This window comes from Aquipuribacter aurantiacus (assembly GCF_051216895.1).
Taxonomy (GTDB): domain Bacteria; phylum Actinomycetota; class Actinomycetes; order Actinomycetales; family JBBAYJ01; genus Aquipuribacter.
Map to the genome: position 1 here is coordinate 40914 of NZ_JBPKAO010000008.1, position 17679 is coordinate 58592.

At 76.6% G+C, this 17679-nt stretch carries 19 protein-coding genes; 12 read left to right on the forward strand and 7 right to left on the reverse strand.

Going from position 1 to position 17679, the window contains the following annotated elements; all coding sequences use genetic code 11:
• The first annotated feature begins 24 nt into the window (after positions 1-24).
• The 3 genes from ACR80Q_RS11900 to ACR80Q_RS11910 are packed head-to-tail and all read left to right on the forward strand — an operon-like array spanning position 25 to position 2570.
• On the forward strand, positions 25-1059 hold the full coding sequence (locus ACR80Q_RS11900) for an Acg family FMN-binding oxidoreductase (RefSeq protein ID WP_435377837.1): 1035 nt from the start codon (positions 25-27) through the stop codon (positions 1057-1059).
• Positions 1056-1973: a universal stress protein gene (locus ACR80Q_RS11905; protein WP_435377838.1), complete on the forward strand. Its 918-nt coding sequence runs from the start codon at positions 1056-1058 to the stop codon at positions 1971-1973. The genes ACR80Q_RS11900 and ACR80Q_RS11905 overlap by 4 nt, the downstream gene beginning before the upstream one ends.
• A gap of 45 nt (positions 1974-2018) precedes the next feature.
• Entirely contained in the window at positions 2019-2570 is a 552-nt protein-coding gene (locus tag ACR80Q_RS11910; protein WP_435377839.1) for a hypothetical protein, read from the forward strand.
• A 34-nt stretch (positions 2571-2604) separates the two neighbouring features.
• On the opposite strand, the gene ACR80Q_RS11915 is transcribed toward ACR80Q_RS11910, so the two are convergent.
• The gene (locus ACR80Q_RS11915) at positions 2605-3078 is read right to left on the reverse strand and encodes a Fur family transcriptional regulator (protein ID WP_435377840.1); all 474 of its coding nucleotides are present in this window, start codon (positions 3076-3078) and stop codon (positions 2605-2607) included.
• A gap of 62 nt (positions 3079-3140) precedes the next feature.
• Between ACR80Q_RS11915 and ACR80Q_RS11920 the strand changes: the two genes are divergently transcribed.
• Genes ACR80Q_RS11920 through ACR80Q_RS11940 form a run of 5 tightly spaced genes read left to right on the forward strand, consistent with a single transcriptional unit; the run spans position 3141 to position 8337 of the window.
• Positions 3141-4751, forward strand: a complete 1611-nt coding sequence (locus ACR80Q_RS11920; protein WP_435377841.1) for an ABC transporter substrate-binding protein — start codon at positions 3141-3143, stop codon at positions 4749-4751.
• Positions 4748-5731 (forward strand): ABC transporter permease, encoded by a 984-nt coding sequence (locus ACR80Q_RS11925; protein WP_435377842.1) that lies wholly within the window; start codon positions 4748-4750, stop codon positions 5729-5731. Before ACR80Q_RS11920 ends, ACR80Q_RS11925 begins: the two co-directional genes overlap by 4 nt.
• Positions 5724-6647 carry an ABC transporter permease gene (locus ACR80Q_RS11930; RefSeq protein WP_435377843.1) on the forward strand — a complete coding sequence of 308 codons (924 nt, stop codon included), beginning with the start codon at positions 5724-5726 and terminating at the stop codon, positions 6645-6647. The genes ACR80Q_RS11925 and ACR80Q_RS11930 overlap by 8 nt, the downstream gene beginning before the upstream one ends.
• Positions 6644-7642: an oligopeptide/dipeptide ABC transporter ATP-binding protein gene (locus ACR80Q_RS11935; RefSeq protein ID WP_435377844.1), complete on the forward strand. Its 999-nt coding sequence runs from the start codon at positions 6644-6646 to the stop codon at positions 7640-7642. The genes ACR80Q_RS11930 and ACR80Q_RS11935 overlap by 4 nt, the downstream gene beginning before the upstream one ends.
• Complete coding sequence (locus ACR80Q_RS11940) at positions 7639-8337, forward strand: ABC transporter ATP-binding protein (RefSeq protein WP_435377845.1); 699 nt, start codon at positions 7639-7641, stop codon at positions 8335-8337. The genes ACR80Q_RS11935 and ACR80Q_RS11940 overlap by 4 nt, the downstream gene beginning before the upstream one ends.
• On the opposite strand, the gene ACR80Q_RS11945 is transcribed toward ACR80Q_RS11940, so the two are convergent.
• The 6 genes from ACR80Q_RS11945 to ACR80Q_RS11970 all read right to left on the reverse strand — a co-directional run bounded on the left by ACR80Q_RS11945 (position 8307) and on the right by ACR80Q_RS11970 (position 13838).
• Positions 8307-9092, reverse strand: a complete 786-nt coding sequence (locus tag ACR80Q_RS11945) for a copper resistance CopC family protein (RefSeq protein ID WP_435377846.1) — start codon at positions 9090-9092, stop codon at positions 8307-8309. The genes ACR80Q_RS11940 and ACR80Q_RS11945 overlap by 31 nt on opposite strands.
• Positions 9089-9763 carry a DUF1775 domain-containing protein gene (locus ACR80Q_RS11950; protein WP_435377847.1) on the reverse strand — a complete coding sequence of 225 codons (675 nt, stop codon included), beginning with the start codon at positions 9761-9763 and terminating at the stop codon, positions 9089-9091. Before ACR80Q_RS11950 ends, ACR80Q_RS11945 begins: the two co-directional genes overlap by 4 nt.
• Positions 9760-11460 carry a copper resistance CopC/CopD family protein gene (locus ACR80Q_RS11955; RefSeq protein ID WP_435377848.1) on the reverse strand — a complete coding sequence of 567 codons (1701 nt, stop codon included), beginning with the start codon at positions 11458-11460 and terminating at the stop codon, positions 9760-9762. Before ACR80Q_RS11955 ends, ACR80Q_RS11950 begins: the two co-directional genes overlap by 4 nt.
• 26 nt (positions 11461-11486) lie before the next feature.
• Positions 11487-12254 (reverse strand): YcnI family copper-binding membrane protein, encoded by a 768-nt coding sequence (locus ACR80Q_RS11960; protein WP_435377849.1) that lies wholly within the window; start codon positions 12252-12254, stop codon positions 11487-11489.
• A gap of 147 nt (positions 12255-12401) precedes the next feature.
• On the reverse strand, positions 12402-12983 hold the full coding sequence (locus ACR80Q_RS11965) for a hypothetical protein (RefSeq protein WP_435377850.1): 582 nt from the start codon (positions 12981-12983) through the stop codon (positions 12402-12404).
• 66 nt (positions 12984-13049) lie between these two features.
• Positions 13050-13838, reverse strand: coding sequence for a GntR family transcriptional regulator (locus ACR80Q_RS11970; RefSeq protein ID WP_435377851.1), 789 nt, complete (start codon positions 13836-13838; stop codon positions 13050-13052).
• 121 nt (positions 13839-13959) lie between these two features.
• Between ACR80Q_RS11970 and ACR80Q_RS11975 the strand changes: the two genes are divergently transcribed.
• The 4 genes from ACR80Q_RS11975 (at position 13960) to ACR80Q_RS11990 (ending at position 17448) form a co-directional block, all read left to right on the forward strand.
• Complete coding sequence (locus ACR80Q_RS11975; protein WP_435377852.1) at positions 13960-14277, forward strand: rhodanese-like domain-containing protein; 318 nt, start codon at positions 13960-13962, stop codon at positions 14275-14277.
• A gap of 74 nt (positions 14278-14351) precedes the next feature.
• Positions 14352-15782: an MBL fold metallo-hydrolase gene (locus tag ACR80Q_RS11980; protein ID WP_435377853.1), complete on the forward strand. Its 1431-nt coding sequence runs from the start codon at positions 14352-14354 to the stop codon at positions 15780-15782.
• A complete protein-coding gene (locus tag ACR80Q_RS11985; RefSeq protein WP_435377854.1) occupies positions 15779-16363 on the forward strand; it encodes a rhodanese-like domain-containing protein in 585 nt (194 codons plus the stop codon). Before ACR80Q_RS11980 ends, ACR80Q_RS11985 begins: the two co-directional genes overlap by 4 nt.
• Before the next feature lie 5 nt (positions 16364-16368).
• Positions 16369-17448: a sulfite exporter TauE/SafE family protein gene (locus tag ACR80Q_RS11990; RefSeq protein ID WP_435377855.1), complete on the forward strand. Its 1080-nt coding sequence runs from the start codon at positions 16369-16371 to the stop codon at positions 17446-17448.
• Positions 17449-17679 lie beyond the last annotated feature (231 nt).

Genomic DNA, 17679 nt, shown 5'->3' on the forward strand with positions numbered 1-17679 from the left:
CGAGGACCCCGCAGGAGGTGTCCCGTGGACGTCCACCGTTCGCACGTGCACGCCATGGCCGAGGCGGCCCGTCATGCCCCCTCGGTGCACAACACCCAGCCCTGGCGCCTGCTCAGCCGCCCCGACGGGCTGGTGGTCGTGGTGGACGAGACCCGCGCGCTGCCGGAGCTGGACCCCACCGGTCGGCTCCGGACGATCAGCTGCGGCGCGGCCGTCGCCAACGCCGCCCTGGCCTCCCGCGCCCTGGGGTACGGCACCCGGGTGCAGCTGCTGCCCGACGGCCCCCGCGGGGGCACCGTCGCGCGCCTGGTGGTCGTCGCCCCCCGGACACCCACCCCCGCCGAGCTCCGACTGACCCTGCAGATCAGCCGCCGTCGCACCCACCGCGTCGTGCACCCGGACGAGCCCGTGCCCGACGACCTGCTGGGCGACCTGGCGGGCACCGTGGCCGACGAGGGTGCGTCGCTCACCGTCCTCGACCTGCCGTCGCGGCGTGTGCTGGCCGGTCTGCTCGTGCGGGCCTCCCGGCAGCAGGAGCACCGTCCCGACCTGCTGCGCGAGATGCGCGCCTGGGTCCGCGAGCCGGTCCGCGGCCGCCGCGGGGGCCTCACCGACGGGGTCCTCCGCAGCTCGTTGGCCACGGCACCGCGAGGGGTGGGGGCACTGCCCGTCGAGCGGTCCCACGGCCCTAGGGACGTGGGCGCGACGTCGGCGCGGCTGCTGGGCAGCACGGTCGTGGCGCTGTCCACGCTGACCGACACCCGCCGCGACCACGTCGTCACCGGCATCGCGATGCAGCGCATGCTGCTGCACCTGACCGCGCTGGACCTGGTGGCCGCGTTCGCCGACCAGGCGACCGAGGTGCCCGACACCCGGGACCAGCTGTCGGCCCTGCTGGCCCGCCCCGGCCAGGTGCAGCTGGTGCTCCAGCTGGGACGCGCCCTGGTCGACGTACGCGTCCCACCGCGGCGACCGCTGCACGACGTGCTCGACGGCCCACCACCCGCCCCCCGCACCGTCATCGACCTGACCGAGACCCACGAGAGGACGTCCTCATGACCGGCAACGCCCCGCCCCGCACCCGCCGTGTGGTGGTCGCCTACGACGGCTCCGAGCCGTCGACCCACGCCCTCGACGAGGCGGTCCAGCACGCCGCCGCCGCGGGTGTCCCGCTCCTGGTGGTGACGGTCGCCGAACCGATGGCCTTCGCCCCCGACCTGGTCGACGAGCTGGGCGAGACGGCACGGCTGCGCGCCGACGACGCCGAGAGCACGGCCCGCCGCAGCATGCCCGAGGAGGCGGTGCAGCGCCACGTCGCCTCGGGCTCGGCCGCCGACGTCCTGCTGCAGGTCGCGCGCCCCGACGACCTGCTGGTGGTCGGCTCGCGCGGGCACGGGCCCGGTGGCCGGCTGCTGCTGGGCTCGACCAGCACCGCGGTCGCGGCCCACGCCCCCTGCCCGGTGCTGGTCGTGCCCGGACCGGGGACGCCCGACGGGCCCGTCGTGGTCGGCCTGGACGGCTCGCCAGCCGCGGCCCGTGTGCTGGCGGCGGCCCGGGGCGAGGCCGCCCGGCTGGGCTGCGGCCTCACGGTGGTGGGGGCCGTCCCGCCGCTGCCGAGCGCCGTGGCCGACACCCCCCGCGTCGGGGAGGCCGAGCAGGCTCGGGCGCACGAGGCCCGGGCCCGGCTGGCCGCGCTGGTGGCCTCCGCCGACGTGGACCGGCTCCCGTCGGTCGACGTCCGGGTCGAGGCGGACACCGCGGCCGAGGTGCTGACCCGCCACGCCCGGGGCGCACGGATGCTGGTGGTGGGGACCCGTGGTCACGGCGCGCTGCGCCGCCTGCTGCTCGGCTCGGTCAGCCGCGCGGTGCTGCACCACGCCCCCTGCCCGGTGCTCGTGGTCCGACCGGTCCCGGCCGGCGGGCTCGACCTGGACACCGACGACCTGGTGACGGAGCACGTGACGGTTCGCTGAGCCGTCCGGCCGGGCCCGACCCGCGCGGACCGGTACCTTGATGCGATGACGTCGCAGCAGGTCCCGGCGGCGCCGTCGGTCCAGGTGGAGGTCCTGCTCCTGCGCAGCGGTCGCGACGGTGGCGTCGCCTACCGGACCGTGCGTCGTCGGCTCGACGGCGACGCGGACCCCGACCTGGTCGCCGCGGCGGCCTGCGACGGCGACCGGGTCCGGGTCCTGCACTCGACGTCGTGGCGGCACGTCGCGGGCGAGGGCGTGGTGCTCACCTACGCCGCGCTGCCGGACCCGGACCTCGCCGCGGACTCCTCCCCGCTCGTCGCCCCGGCGGTCGTCAGCTCCGGGGACCCGCTGCGACCGACGCCCGAGCAGCTGCACCCGCACCACGTCGCCGCCCACGCGGTCCGGCACCTGGCCGAGCTCGCCGGGCGGGACCCCGCGGTGCGCACCGCCGCCGAGGGGGCGTGGGACGAGGCCGAGCGCGAGCTCTGGCGCCGGGTCGTCGCCCTGGCCCCCCTGGTGCCCACCGGCACGCACGAGGCGGTCCACGCGGCCGCGAGGGCCGCCTCGGGACGGGCCGGCCTGCCCCGTCCCGCGTGAGGCCGCGGGCCCGGCCGGACGCCGGGGCGGGTCCTCAGGCCTGCGCCGCGCGGCGGCAGTCGCCGCAGGTGCCCGACAGGGCGACGTGCGTGGCGTCGAGGTCGAAGTCGTGCTCGGCCGAGACCCGCCCGGCCACGTCGTCCAGCAGGGAGGCCGGCAGGTCCCGCACCACCCCGCACGAGCGGCACGAGGCGTGCAGGTGCGGCGAACGGGTCCGCAGCAGGTGGTACGCGGTGCCGCCGTGCCCGACGTGGACGTGCTGCACGACCCCGAGATCGCTCAGGGCCTCCAACGTCCGATACACGCTGGCCCGGTGGACCGTCGGCTCGAGCTCGGCCACGGCCCGGACGACGTCCTCGGCCGAGCGGTGCCCCTCCCGGCCCGCCAGGGCCCGGACCACGGCCCGACGCGGCCCGGTCATCCGCTCGCCGCGGCCCCGCAGGATGCCGGCCACCTCGGTCTCGACGTCCCACGGCTCGACGTCCGCCGTCTCGTTCCGCTCGCCCATCCGCACAGTGTGCCCACACCCCCGACGGGCGGCAGGCAGTCACGCCTGGTAGTAATGCGACCATGTCGCAACGAGGCCCCAGGGGTGTCGCCGTCGTCCTGTCCGCCGTCCTCGTCGCCGGCTGCAGCGCCACCGACCCGGACGCCCCCGCCGGCGGCGGCAGCGCCGCCCCCGGCGCCGGGGGCACGGGGATCGTCATCGGCGTGGGCAGCGAGCCCGACCACCTGAACCCGGTCCTCGGCTACGCCCCCGACGGCGCGTCACGGGTCTTCGACTCACTGCTGGTGCGCGAGGCCGACCTGTCGCTGTCGCCGTCCCTGGCCACCTCGCTCCCCGAGCGGTCCGCGGACGGCCTGACCTACACCGTGCCGCTGCGCGACGACGTCGTGTTCCACGACGGCGAGCCGCTGACCGCCGAGGACGTGGTCTTCACCTACGAGACGGTGCTGGACGAGGCCGTCGCGAGCCCGCTGGCGGGCGACCTGGAGGCCCTCGCCGAGGTGGTGGCGCTCGACGACACCACCGTGCAGTTCCGGCTCGAGCAGCCGTACGCCCCGTTCCCGGAGCGGTTGACCCTCGGCGTCGTGCCCGAGCACGTGCTGGCCGGCACCACCGACTGGGAGGCCGCCGCGTTCAACCGCGAGCCCGTCGGCTCCGGGCCCTACCGGTTGGTGTCGTGGACCTCGGGCGACTCGATCGTCCTCGAGGCCAACGAGGACCACTGGGACGGCGCCCCGGAGGTGACCCCGGTGACGTTCGCGACCACGGGCGACGACCAGGCCCGCGCCGCGAGGATGTCGGCCGGGGAGCTCGACGCCGCCGTGCTGCCCGCCCGGCTGGCCGAGCAGTTCGAGGGCACGGACGGGTTGCAGGTGCAGCGCCGCGCCACGGCGGACTACCGCGGCGTGATGCTGCCCCAGGAGCACCCGGTCAGCGGCGACCTCGCGATCCGGCGGGCGCTGGACCTGGCCGTCGACCGCGAGGCCATGGTGGCCGGCGTCCTGGCCGGGGCGGGCGAGCCCGCCTACGGGCCGGTGGCCCCCTCGCTGACGGACTACTACGAGCCGGCCGCCGAGCGCGAGCACGACCCGGCCGCGGCCGTGCAGCTGCTCGAGGAGGCCGGCTGGGTGCTGGACGACGGCGTCCGCAGCCGCGACGGCGTACGGGCGGAGATGACCGTGATGTACCCCGCCGGCGACACCGTGCGCGAGCAGCTGGCCCTGGCCGTGGCCACCGACGCCCGCGCGATCGGTGTGGACGTGACGGTCGACGGGTTGTCGTGGGAGGCCATCGAGCCCCGGATGGGCACCGACGCGCTCGTCATGGGCTACGGCAGCCCCTACGACCCCGACTTCATCAGCTACCAGCTGTTCCACTCCTCCTACGCCGGGCAGGGGTTCTTCAACCCCGGCTCCTACGACAACCCCGCCGTCGACCGGGCGCTCGACGACGGCCGCACCGCGGTCGAGGAGGCGGACCGCAGGGAGGCCTACTCCCGGCTGCAGACCGAGCTGGCCGCCGACCCGCCGTGGTTGTTCCTCACCTACCTGGAGCACGTCTACGTGGTCTCCGACGGCTGGCAGGGCAGCGACGTCGAGCAGGTCGAGCCCCACGACCACGGCTTCGTCGCCGGTCCCTGGTGGAACCTCCAGGACTGGTCCGCGCGGTCATGAGACCCCGCTGGCGCGCGGTCGGCGTGCTCGTCGCCCGACGTCTGGCCCTCGCGGTCCCCGTCCTGCTCGTGGTGTCGGTCGGGTTGTTCGGGCTCGTCGCGGCATCACCCTTCGACCCCGTCCGGGCCTACCTGGGCGACCGCGCGATGGTCACGTCGCAGGAGACCCGCAACGCCCTGGCCGGACGGCTGGGCACCGACGCCGGGTTCGGCGAGCGCTGGCTCACCTGGGTGCAGGCCACCGCGACGGGCGACCTGGGGACCTCGCTGGTGTTCCGCCAGCCCGTGGCCGACGTGGTGTCCGACCGGCTCGGCTGGTCGCTGCTGCTGTCGGGCACCGGGCTCGGCATCGGCCTGGTGCTGGCCCTGGTGCTGGGCACGCTGGCCGCGGTCCGACCCGACGGCCCGCTCGACCGGATCATCTCGACGACCGCCGCGACGGTCGAGTCGGTGCCGGCGTTCTTCCTCGGCCTGCTGGCGCTGTGGCTGTTCGCCGTGGTGCTGGGCGTCGCCCCGGCCGGCGGGCTGACCGACCCCGGGCAGCCCGCCACCGCCGATCAGGTGCTGCGACACCTCTGGCTGCCCGCCGGGGTGCTGGCGGTGCTGTCCACGCCGTGGCTGGTGCTGTTCGCCCGGCAGTCGCTGCGCCAGGCCTTGGCCGACGACTACGTCGCGGGTGCGCTGGCCCGGGGGGTGAGCCCCCGCCGCGTCCTGCTCACCCACGCCGCGCCCGCCGCGGCGCCGGGGTTCCTGGCGCTGCTCGGGGCCCGCCTGCCCGAGCTGGTCACCGGAGCCGTGCTCATCGAGACGGTGTTCTCCTGGCCCGGGGTCGGCGCCGCGTCGGTGCGTGCGGCGCTGGCCGTCGACGTGTCGCTGCTGGCGGCGCTGACGGTGCTGGGCACGGCCGCCGTGCTGCTGGGCACGCTGCTGGCCGACGCGCTGGCCGCGCTCGTCGACCCCCGGGTGGCCACCGATGGCTGAGGCGACGACCACCCGCGACGACGCGCTGCCGGCCGACCTGGCGACCACCCGCGCCCCCCGCCCCGCCCGCGGCCCCGCCCACGCCCCCGGCCGGCTCCGGTCGCTGCCGGGTTGGGTGCCTGTCGTCGGTCTCGGGCTGCTGGTCACCGCGGCCGTCGTCGGCCCGGCCCTCGCCGGTGCCGACCCGCGCGACGTCGACCTGTCGGCCGTCCTGGAGCCGCCCTCGCGCGAGCACCCGCTGGGCACCGACTCCTCCGGCCGTGACGTGCTGCAGCGGTCGCTGTCCGGGCTGCGCGTCTCGCTGGTCGTCGGTCTGGTCGCCGCGCTGGCCGCCGGTCTGGTCGGCACCGTGGTCGGCGTGCTCGCCGGGACGCTCGGCGGGTGGGTGGACCGCGTGACGATGCGCGTGGTCGACGCGATCGCCGCCGTGCCGCACCTGCTGCTCGGGATCTTCGTCGTGGCGCTGTTCCGGCCCTCGCTGGGGGCGGTGGTCGCGAGCGTCGCCCTGACCCACTGGGTGTCCACGGCCCGCGTGGTCCGGGCCGTCGTGCTGTCGGTGCGGGAGCGGGACTACGTCGACGCCGCGGTGCTGGCCGGGGCGAGCCGGTGGTCGTTGGCCCGGCGCCACCACGTCCCGGCCGTCGCGCCGCACGCCCTGCTGGCCTGGTCGTTGATGGTGCCCCACGCGATCATGCACGAGTCGGCCCTCAGCTTCCTGGGGCTGGGCCTGCCGCCGCACCTGCCCAGCCTGGGCACGATGATCGCCGGCGGTCAGGGCGCGCTGCTGGCCGGGCAGTGGTGGCCCGCACTGGTCCCCGGCGCCTTCGTGGTCGCGCTGGGGCTGGCCACGATCGGGGCCACCGGACGGCTGCGTCGCCGCTGGTCCTCCCGACTGCCGAGCGAGGAGCGCTGGTGAACGCACCGCCGACCGACCCGACGACGACCGGCCCGACCACCGTCAGGGGCCTCACGGTGACCTTCCCCGGTCTGCCGACCGTCCACGGCGTCGACCTCGACCTGGCGCCCGGCCGGCTCACCGCGGTGGTGGGCGAGAGCGGCGCCGGCAAGTCCGTCGTCGTCGCGGCCCTGCTCGGGCTGCTCCCCCGCTCGGCCACGGTGCACGGCACCCTGGGCCTGCCCGGCGACGACCGGACCGGGCCGCTCGAGGTGGACCTGGCCGACCGGAGCACCCTGGCCCGGCACGTCCGCGGTCGTCGGGTGTCGCTGGTGCCGCAGAGCCCCACGACCTGGATCACCCCGGTCCGCACCCTCGGCTCGCAGCTGGACGAGGCGGCCCGGGCGGTGCGGGGACCCCGGGTCGGGCGCCCCGTCGTGGCCGAGGCCGTCGGTCGGGCCGTCGCCCGGGCGCACCTGCCCGCGGACCTGCTCGACCGCTACCCGCACGAGGTGTCGGGCGGGCAGCTGCAGCGAGCCGCGCTGGCCCTCGCGCTGGTGGGCGGGGCCCGGGTGCTGCTGGCCGACGAGCCGACGACCGGCCTGGACCCGGAGCTCGCCGAGGTGGCGCTGACCCAGCTGCGGGCCGAGGCCGACACCGGGGCCGCCGTCCTCGTGGTGACGCATGACCTGGAGGCGGCCGAGCGCGTCGCCGACGAGGTGGTGGTGCTGTACGCGGGCCGGGTCGTGGAGCGCGCGAGGGCCGACGAGCTGTTCGCCGCGCCCGCCCACCCCTACGCCGCAGGACTCCTGGACTCCCTGCCCGGACGGGCCTTCGTCCCGGTCGCGGGCGACCCTCCCGGCCCGGGCGAGCACGTCACCGGCTGCGTGTTCCGGCCCCGCTGCCCCCGCGCCGTCGACCGGTGCGACGGGGCGCCGGGGCTGGTCCCGGCCGCCGGCGCGGAGCGGGGTCGTCTCGTCGCCTGCCACCGACCGCTCGTCGGCGCCGGCTCGTGAGCGTCCACGCGCGAGGTCTCGGCGCCCGCTACGGCCGCGGCCCGCTGGTGCTGCAGGACGTCGACCTGGACGTCGCCCCCGGCGAGACCGTGGGCGTCTGCGGCCCGAGCGGGTCCGGCAAGAGCACCCTGGCGCGGGTGCTGTCGCTGCTGCACGAACCGTCCGCCGGGTCGCTGACCGTGGCCGGGACCGCCGTGACGCGCTGGGGGGCGGCCGCCCCGGCGGCCCTGCGTCGCCGCACCGGCATGGTGTTCCAGTCCCCCCGCGCCGCCGTCGACCCGCGTCAGGACCTGCGGGCCGTCATCGCCGAGCCGCTGCTGCTGGCCCCCCGGTCCGAGCGGGTGCCCGACGTGGACGCCCGGGTGGACGAGCTCGCCGCGTCCGTGGGACTCGCGTCGGGGCTGCTCGGTCGACGCCCCCACCAGGTGAGCGACGGCCAGCTCCAGCGGGCCTGCCTGGCCCGGGCGGTCGCGACCGGCCCGGCGGTCCTGGTGTGCGACGAGATGACGGCGATGCTCGACGCCTCGAGCACGGCCCGCCTGGTCCACGAGGTCACGGCCTGGCAGGCGCGCAGCGGCGCGGCGGTCGTGGCCGTGTCGCACGACGCCGCGCTGCTGCGCCGCTGGTCGGACCGGCTGCTCGTGCTCCGGGAGGGGCGGGTGGTTCAGCCGGACGCCGCCCGGGCCCGCCGGTAGGCCGCGGCCCCGCCGACGAGCACGACGGCCAGCACCACGACCCCGACCACGACCGCCCGGCCGGGCCGCCCCGTCGACGGGTCGGAGGCGGGGTCGGCGGCGATGGTGGTGGGGGCGGACGACGCGTCGGTGGAGACCGTCGCCGGCCCGGCGGTCGTCGGCCCGGCGGTCGTCGGCCCGGCGGTCGTCGGCCCGGCGGTCGTCGGCTGCGGCACCTCGGGCGCCTCGGGCACCTCGGGCACCGCGGTCGGCTGGGCCGCGACCGACGGCTCGAGCACCGCGGGCGGCTCCAGGACGAAGCGCGTCGTGTGCTCGACGGGGTGACCGTCGACGCTGACCACCCGGGCGACCACCTGCCACTCGCCCCCGGTCGACACGACGTCGACCAGCCCGACGGTGGCCGCCAGGTCGACGATGACGTCGGTGCCCACGGCCGTGGACTCGGCCACCACCGGGTCACCGCCCGGCGGCACGACCGCGGTGTCGACGAACTGCGGGGCGATCGCCTCGTCGTAGGTCATGACCACGGCGTCCGGCAGGGCCTGCACGACCGCCCCCTCCTCGGGGTCCGAGCCCAGGAACCGGGCGTGCGCCGAGGCCGGCGACGCGGTCGCGACGGCCGTCGCGGTCGCCACCAGCGCGACCAGCAGCGCGCCTGCGACGGCACCCGGGCGCGGGGTGCGCCTGGCCGTGGTCGGGATGGCCGTGGACGGGATGGCCGGGCTGGTCGGGGTCGTGCCTGCCGTGGTCCTCATGGCTGTCTCCTCGCCTCGTCGGTGCTCAGGTCCTCGTCTCCCCGGCGCCCGGGGCTCGCGGGCCGCGACCGGGTGGCCACCACCCCGACCGCGCCCAGCCCGGCCCCGCCGACCGCGATCGTGAGCAGCACGCCGAGCGGCCCGGCCCCGGCCTGCCGCTCCTCGCCGCCGTCGCCGATCACCGCGGCGGTGAGCACCATGCTCGGCGCGGGGGTCTCCGAGCCGGGGTCGGTGTCGACCCAGGCGTAGGCGGCGTCCTGCTCGCACCGCTGGACGACGGGCAGGTGCACGGTGTCACCGGGTCGCCCGAGCACCTGCGCGCGGACGGTGAGCTCGACCCGGTCGCCGTCGGGCACCGTGGGGCCGTCCCAGCGCACCGAGGTCGGGGACACGGCCGCCGTCCACCCGTCGGGGGCGTCGGCCTCCAGGTAGGTGACGCCCGCCGCCGCCGTCAGGTCCAGCCCGGTCGTCCCCTGGCCGCCGTCGCAGCCGTGGTCGAGCTCGAAGGTCAGGCTGGTCGTCCCGTCGCCGTCCGGCACGGCCGAGACCAGGCTCACGTGGGCCGAGGCGGGCGCGGCGGCCCCCGACCAGGCGATCGCGGCCAGGACCGTCACCGACAGCGTCCCGGCGGCCCGACGTCGGGTGGACCGCTGCGGTGCGCGGGCGCTCATGAGATCTCCACGGGGACGACGAGGACGGGGTTGTCGAAGGTCGAGGTCCGCACGGACACCTCGACCTGCCAGGTGCCGGGCAGCGGGGCGTCGACCGTGGCCAGGTACGCCCCCGAGCCGGTCCGTGACACCGGCCGCTGCAGGGGACCGACGCCCACCTCGGGCAGGGTGAGGGAGACGGTCGGGACGTCGACCGGCTCGAACGGGTTGCCCTCGCCGTCGGTGAGCTCCAGCTCCAGGGCGTTCACCCCGACCGCGCCCGGGGTCAGCGTCAGGGTGAGCTCGCCGTCGGGCAGCGGCTCGACCACGACGAGCGCCTCGGTCGGGCCGGGTGGTGGGGCGCCCGGGCCCGCGCCGGCCGGCGAGCTGATGACCAGCAGCCCGGTGACCGCGACGGCCACCGCGACACCGCTCGCCTCGACGGCCAGGGTGCGGCGGATGCGGGGACGGGCACGGTCCGGGTCACGTCGGACGGCGGGCAGCAGGCGCCACCGGTTCCACCCCGCCAGCGCCAGCACGAGCGCGACGACGGCGAGCTTGGCCAGGAGCACGCGGCCGTGGTCGGTGGTGAGCAGCCCCGCGGGCGCACCGGTCACCCGCCAGGCCAGGACCAGCCCCGACCCGGTCAGCACCGCGACGGTCCAGGCGGCCAGGGCCGAGAACCGCGACAGCGCGGTCACGAACGGGGTCCCGCCCTCGGCGCGGGCCACCAGCACGAGCCCCACGAGCCCTCCGGCCCAGGACGCCGCGGTGACGACGTGCGCGAGGTCGGCGGACAGGACCAGCCACGCGGGCCCGGCGCTGCGGGTGTGCCCGACGGCGACCATCGACCCGAGCGCGACCCCGGCCCCGGCCAGGGCCGTCCCGGCGGCCGCGCGCGGGGCGGGGCGACCGGAGGTCGCACGGGCGGCCACGGGTAGCACGGTGGCGGTCAGCAGCCCCCCGACGAGCACCGCGGCGACCGTCCCCCAGCCCGCGACGTCGGCCCCGGTCCAGCGGTCGGGCGACAGCAGGTCCCCCACCGTCCCCCCGCCCTGCCGCACCGTCGTCGCCGGCACGAGCAGGACGTGCCCGAGGACGGCGCAGCCCCACGCCACCCGCGCGGTGGGCAGCAGCGCCCGTGGCGGGGTCGACCCGCGCAGCACGAGCACGACGAAGCCGACGAGCCCCGCCCCCAGCAGCAGACCGCCGTAGGCCAGGGCCTGCAGCAGCACCAGGAGCGCGACGACGCCGGGGGCGGTACGGGTCGAGGTGTCGGCGACGAACCCGGCGCTCGGCGCGCCGACGGAGAAGGTCGACCCGCCGGTGACGGGGTGGGAGTCGGAGGAGACGACCCGGAAGGTCAGGACGTAGGTGCCGTCGGCCAGCTCGTCCTCGACGTCGACCACGACCTCGGCGTCGACGACCCGGGCCTGCACGGGCACCGGCTCGCCGGTGCTGTCCAGCAGGCTGACCGCGTCGTCCCGCAGGCCGACCGGCTCGTCGAAGGTCAGGGTCAGCGTGCGCGGCGCCTGCGCCAGGACGGTGCCGTCGGCCGGGTCCGTGCTCAGCAGCTGCGCGTGGGCCGACGCCGGGGCGGCCAGGACGAGCGCGAGCAGCGCCACCAGCACGGCGACGACCGCGCCGCGGTGCAGCGGCAGACGCGGCCGGTACCGCCCGGCCCGGGGGCGGACCCCGGGCCGGGCGGCGGGAAGCACCGAGCAGGCCCCTCGCGGGGCGGCGGTCACGCCCGGGCGCGGCTGCGCGAGAGCGCGACCCCGCCCATGACGGCGCCGGCGCCACCCAGGACCAGGGCGGCGGCGAGGAGACCGGTCGACGCGCCGGTGGACCCGTCGGACGCGACGGCCTCGGTGTCGTCGGAGGACGAGGCCAGCTCGACCTCGGCGTCCTCAGCCGCGACGGCCCCCTCGACCTCCCCGGCCTCCGCCCCGTCGGTCAGGGTGAGGGTCGGTGCCGGGTGGTCCAGCTCGGCCTCGGGGTCCTCGGACAGCTGCACCCAGGCGGCCGTACCGACCTCGCAGGTCTGCACCGTGGGGAACGCGAGCGTCTCCCCCGGGGCGTCGGGCAGCTTGAGCGACAGCTCGAAGGTGTCGCGCAGGTCCGACGGCAGCGGGGTGTCCGTCGTGTAGACGACCTCACCGACCCGCTCGGTGTACTGCCCGCCGTGACCGTCGTCCACGGGCTCGTCGAGGTCGACCATGACCTTCTCGACCTCCCACGACGGGTTGACGGTCGGGGTGACGGACAGGATCTGCTCGGGGACCTGGATGGTCACGGTGTGGGTCGAGGAGTCCTCGCAGCCGTGGGGCACCGAGACGGTGACGACCGTGTAGGAGCCGGGTTCCAGGCTGGTGGCGGACACGCCGACGTGGGCGGACGCGCTCGGCGCGGTGGCCAGGGCCACGGCCCCGACCAGCAGGGCGGCCAGCCCGGCACGGGCGGTGCGGGCGGGGACGGTGCGGGCGGGGACGGTGCGGGAGCTGGGGGGCATGGCTGGGTTCCTCGTCTGGGGGTGGTGCGGATGGGTGGGTGGACGCACGCGTCGGCGTCACCCGGGGCCCATCGGCCGCCCGACCGGCGCAGCCCTGGCGGGCTGCGGGTCGGGTGCCTCAGACGGGGACCGGGGACGCCAGGGGCGTCACCGGTGGGCCGCGCAGGGGGTCGGACCGGCTGAGCACGACCCGGCGCGGGCGCGGCAGCCGCGCCGGGACCACGACGGGACGCTCGGCCTGCGCCGGCACGACGTCGGGCAGGACGAGCGGTCGGGTCTCAGCAGGGCGCGGACGGTCCAGAGCAGCTGCTCCCCGCGGCCCAGCACGGCGGCGGCCACGACGGTCGCGACCAGGTGGGCGAGCAGCATGCCCGGGTCGGTCCAGAGCGCCTCGTGCCCGCCCGCCGGGCGGCACCCGGCGATGGTGGTGGACGCGAACAGCGCCGAGGATCCGGCCGTGGCGCAGTGACCGCCCGGCGTCCACGACAGCGCGTGGTGCACGACGACCTGGCCCGCCCCGAGGGCGGCCACGAGCCGCACCGGGGTCAGGCGAGTCGCCGTGATCCCGGCGACGCCGGCCGAGACGAGCAGCAGGGCCAGCACCGCGGCGCGCCAGGAGGCGACCTGCCCGCCCGCGAGCAGGTGGCCCCCGGTCGACAGACCGACCACGAGGGCGACGACCAGGACGGCGCGCACGGCGCGCCACGCTCCGGTCGTCGGGGAGGTCACGTCCGGATCCTAGGGGGGCATGTGGTGCCGGGGGCAAGGGCTTCTGACGACGGGTCGTCAGAAGTCTCACCCCCTGGTGCGCCCCAGCTGGTACCCGTCGCGGGAGGAGAACTCGGCGGTGAGCGCGAACGTGTCGCTGCGCACGAGGGTGCGGCGGTACTCGAAGGGCTGCTCCAGCACGCGGCCGGTGCGCTCGATGAGGAAGGCCGCGGCGGGCTCGTCGACGCCGAGGAGGGCAGCCTGCTCGGTGTCGACCAGGACGGCCCGGATGTCCTCGGTGCCCCCGGCGACGACCACCCCGCACCGGACCCGCAGCTCGTCGTACAGGGCGGTGTGGGTGAGGTCGGCCTGCAGCAGCGCCTCGGTCCGGTCGGCGGGCAGCCAGACCTGGTCCAGCGCGAGCGGCGTGTCGTCGGCCAGCCGGAGCCGCTCGAGGTAGGTGAGCCGGCTGTCCTCCGGCAGGCCGAGCCGGGGTGCCGTGCCGGGGTCGAGGCGCACCTCGAGCGTGCGCACGACGCTGCGCTGGGTCCGCCCGCTGCTCTCGACGGACTGGAACAGGCTGTAGAGCGCCCCGAGCGGCTGGTGCAGCACGCCGTCGGCCGCCACCCGGGGCGCACGGCCGCGCTCGGCGAGCACCACACCCTCCTGACGGAGCCGGCGCAACGCCTCGCGCACCGTGTGCCGGCTGATCCCGTACTCCGCCGCCAGGGCGTGCTCGCCGGGGAACACGTCGGGGAACTCGTCGGCCTCGATGCGCACGCGCAGGTCCGCCTCGACCCGGGACCACAGCGGGCCGACGCCGGGCAGCGACCTCACGGCGGCGGCGACGGCGTCGGTTCGTGCGGTCCTGGGCACGCTCGTCCTCCTGAGGTCCACCCGCCCACGGTAACCGGGGCGACAGGCGGGGAATGAAATGTACGTACACCTAGGTTACGGTGTCAGACAGCAACCACCCGTCCCACGGAGGAGCCACCCCATGACCGTCGAGACCGACCTCACCGACCTGGCCGCCGCGCACGCCGACGGCGCCACCGTCGTCGACGTCCGCGAGCCCGACGAGTACGCCGGCGGGCACGTCCCCGGCGCCCTCAACATCCCCCTGTCCCAGGTCCCGGCCCGCACGGGCGAGGTCCCGACCGACCGACGGGTGTACGTGGTCTGCGCCAGCGGCAACCGCAGCAAGAGCGCGACCGACACCCTGCGGTCCGTCGGTGTGGACGCGGTGTCGGTCCGCGGCGGCACCAGGGGCTGGGTCCAGGACGGCCGCACCGTCACGAGCGGCGCCCGGCCGTGAGCGCCGCCCCGTCCGCCACCACCACCGGCCCCACCTCTACCCCGTCCACCACCCCCCGACCCTCAGGAGCTCCCGTGCTCGACGTCATCACCATCGAGACCCCGTCCCTGGGGGACCGCAGCTACCTCGCCACCGACGGCACGGTCGCGGTGGTCGTGGACCCGCAGCGCGACACCGACCGCGTGACGGCGCTGCTGGCCGAGCGCGGCCTGCGGCTGACCCACGTACTGGAGACCCACATCCACAACGACTACGTCACCGGCGGCTACGCCCTCGCCCAGGAGACCGGCGCGGCGTACTGCGTCAACGCCGAGGACGCGGTGGCCTACGAGCGCACCCCCGTGACCGACGGGGACGAGATCCGCACCGGTGACCTGGTGGTGCGGGCGATGGCCACCCCCGGTCACACGTTCACGCACCTGTCGTTCGCGGTGTCCCTCGCCCGGCCGCAGGGCGACGAGGGCCACGAGGGCGACGACGGGACTGTGGTGTTCACCGGCGGGTCCCTGCTGTACGGCTCGACCGGCCGCCCCGACCTGCTCGGCCAGGAGCACGCGGAGACCCTGGCCCGGCACCAGCACGCCTCGGCCCACCGCCTGGTGGACGAGCTGCCCGACGCCACGGCCATCTACCCGACCCACGGCTTCGGCAGCTTCTGCGCCGCGACGCCCACCTCGGGCGACTCCGCGACCATCGGCAGCCAGCGCACCGACAACCCCGCCCTGGTCCAGGGCGTCGACGAGTGGGTCGAGAACACCCTCGCCGCGCTGACCGCGCACCCCGCCTACTACGCGCACATGGGTCCGGCCAACGCCGCCGGTCCCGCCCCGGTCGACCTGTCGCACCCGGTCCCGGCCGACGCGGCCGACCTGCGCCGTCGGGTCGAGGCCGGGGAGTGGGTGGTGGACCTGCGCGAGCGCACCGCCTACGCCGCCGGTCACGTCCGGGGGACGTTCAGCTTCGGGCAGGACGGGTCGTTCATCACCTACCTGGGCTGGCTGATCCCGTGGGGGACGCCGGTGACGCTGCTCGCGGCCACCGTCGAGGACGTGGCGGAGGCCCAGCGCGACCTCGCGCGCATCGGCATCGACCGTCCCGCCGCGGCCGCCACCGGAACCGTGCAGGACTGGGCCGGTGACGACGGGCTCGCCACGTTCGAGCGCGTGACGTTCCCCGACCTCGCGGCCCGTCGTCGTGACGCGGCCGACGGCGGGGGCCCGCTGGTCCTGGACGTCCGTCGAGACGACGAGCGGGCCGACGGCTGGGTGGCCGGCTCGCAGCACGTGCCGCTGCACGCCCTGCTGGGCCGCCTGGACGAGGTGCCCGCGGACCAGCCGGTCTGGGTGCACTGCGCCGCCGGGTACCGCGCCTCGATCGCCGCAGGCGTGCTCGACCGCGCCGGGCGCGACGTGGTGCTGATCGACGACAGCTACGACAACGCCGGGACCGCCGGCCTCGACATCGAGAACGACACGACCGACACGAAGGACGAGACCGACGCATGAGCACCCCCACCACCACCCGCACGACCGACGCCCTCGCACTCAAGGAGGCCGTGGCCGCCGGCCGGGTCCGGGTCCTGGACGTCCGCACCCCCGCCGAGTTCGAGACCATGCACATCCCCGGCGCCTACAACGTGCCGCTGGACACCCTGCGCGAGCACCGCGAGGAGCTGAGCAACCACCTGGACGAGGACGTGGTCCTGGTCTGCCGCTCCGGGGTGCGCGCGACCCAGGCCGAGCAGTCCCTGGCCGGGGTCGGCCTGCCCAACCTGCGTGTCCTGGAGGGTGGGGTCCTGGCCTGGGAGCAGGCCGGTGGCGAGGTGCGGCGCGGCGCGCAGCGGTGGGAGCTGGAGCGGCAGGTGCGCCTGGTCGCCGGCTCGCTGGTGCTGACCTCGGTCATCACCTCGCTGTTCGTCCGCCGCGCCCAGCTGCTCGCCGGGGGCGTGGGCGCCGGTCTGACGTTCGCCGCGCTGTCCAACAGCTGCCTGATGGGCTCCGTCCTCATGAAGCTGCCCTACAACCGCTCGCGGACCTACGACGTCCGTGACGTGATGGGGCAGCTCGCCGCCCCGGCCCGGGCCTGAGCGACGTGCTGACCGAGCTGGCCACCGGCAACCTGTGGCTGGTGCTGCTGCTGGCGGTCGCGGTCGGGGTGTCGCTGGGCCTGCTCGGCGGCGGCGGCTCGATCCTGGCCGTCCCGCTGCTGGTCTACGTCGCCGGGCTGGACAGCAAGGAGGCCATCGCCACCTCGCTGCTGGTCGTCGGCGTCACCAGCCTCGCGGCGCTGATCCCGCACGCCCGGGCCGGTCGCGTCCGCTGGCGCACCGGTCTGGTGTTCGGCACCGCGGCCATGGTGGGCGCCTACGTCGGCGGCCGGCTGGCGGAGTTCATCCCCGGCACGGTCCTGCTCATCGCGTTCTCGCTCATGATGCTGGCCACCGCGGTCGCCATGATCCGCGGCCGCCGCGCCGTGGCCGAGCGGGAGGGCGGCATGCGCGTCGGCCTGGTCCTGCTGGAGGGCGGCGTCGGCCTGGTCCTGCTGGAGGGCGGCGTCGGCCTGGTCCTGCTGGAGGGCGGCGTCGGCCTGGTCCTGCTGGAGGGCGGTGTCGTCGGTCTGGTCACGGGCATGGTCGGCGCGGGCGGCGGGTTCCTCGTCGTCCCGGCCCTGGTCCTGCTCGGCGGGCTGCCGATGAGCGCCGCCGTCGGCACGTCGCTCCTGGTGATCGCCATGAAGTCGTTCGCCGGCCTCGGCGGGTACCTCGCCAGCGTCCAGATCGACTGGGCCCTCGCCGCTGCCGTCACCGCCGCCGCGGTCCTCGGCTCGGTCGTCGGCGGCACCCTGACCGGGCGGATCCCCGCCGACACCCTCCGACGGGGCTTCGGCTGGTTCGTGGTCGTCATGGGCGTCTTCGTCCTCGCCCAGCAGGCCGGGGACGTGCTCGGCTCGAACCTCGCCGGCAGCATCGGCATCGCCGCGGCTGTGGGCGCGGTGACGGTCACGCGCGCCCTGCTGCCGCGTCGCCGCGACACCCCGCCGACACCCTCCGACGGGGCTTCGGCTGGTTCGTGGTCGTCATGGGCGTCTTCGTCCTCGCCCAGCAGGCGGGGGACGTGCTCGGCTCGAACCTCGCCGGCAGCATCGGCATCGCCGCGGCCGTGGGCGCGGTGACGGTCACGCTCGCCCTGCTGCCGCGTCGCCGCGACACCCCGACGCCTCCGGGCCCGACCAGGGGCACCCCCGAGAAGGGGACGTCGCCCGGGCCCCAGGAGCACCGCGCACCCACGTGACGCGCAGTGACGGGACGCTCGCGGTGCATGACCGCCCGCGCAGCGGGCACCCGTCTCCCGCAGGGCGACGACCGCACGGCACCAGCAGGTGCCCCGGGACGCGTCGACACGC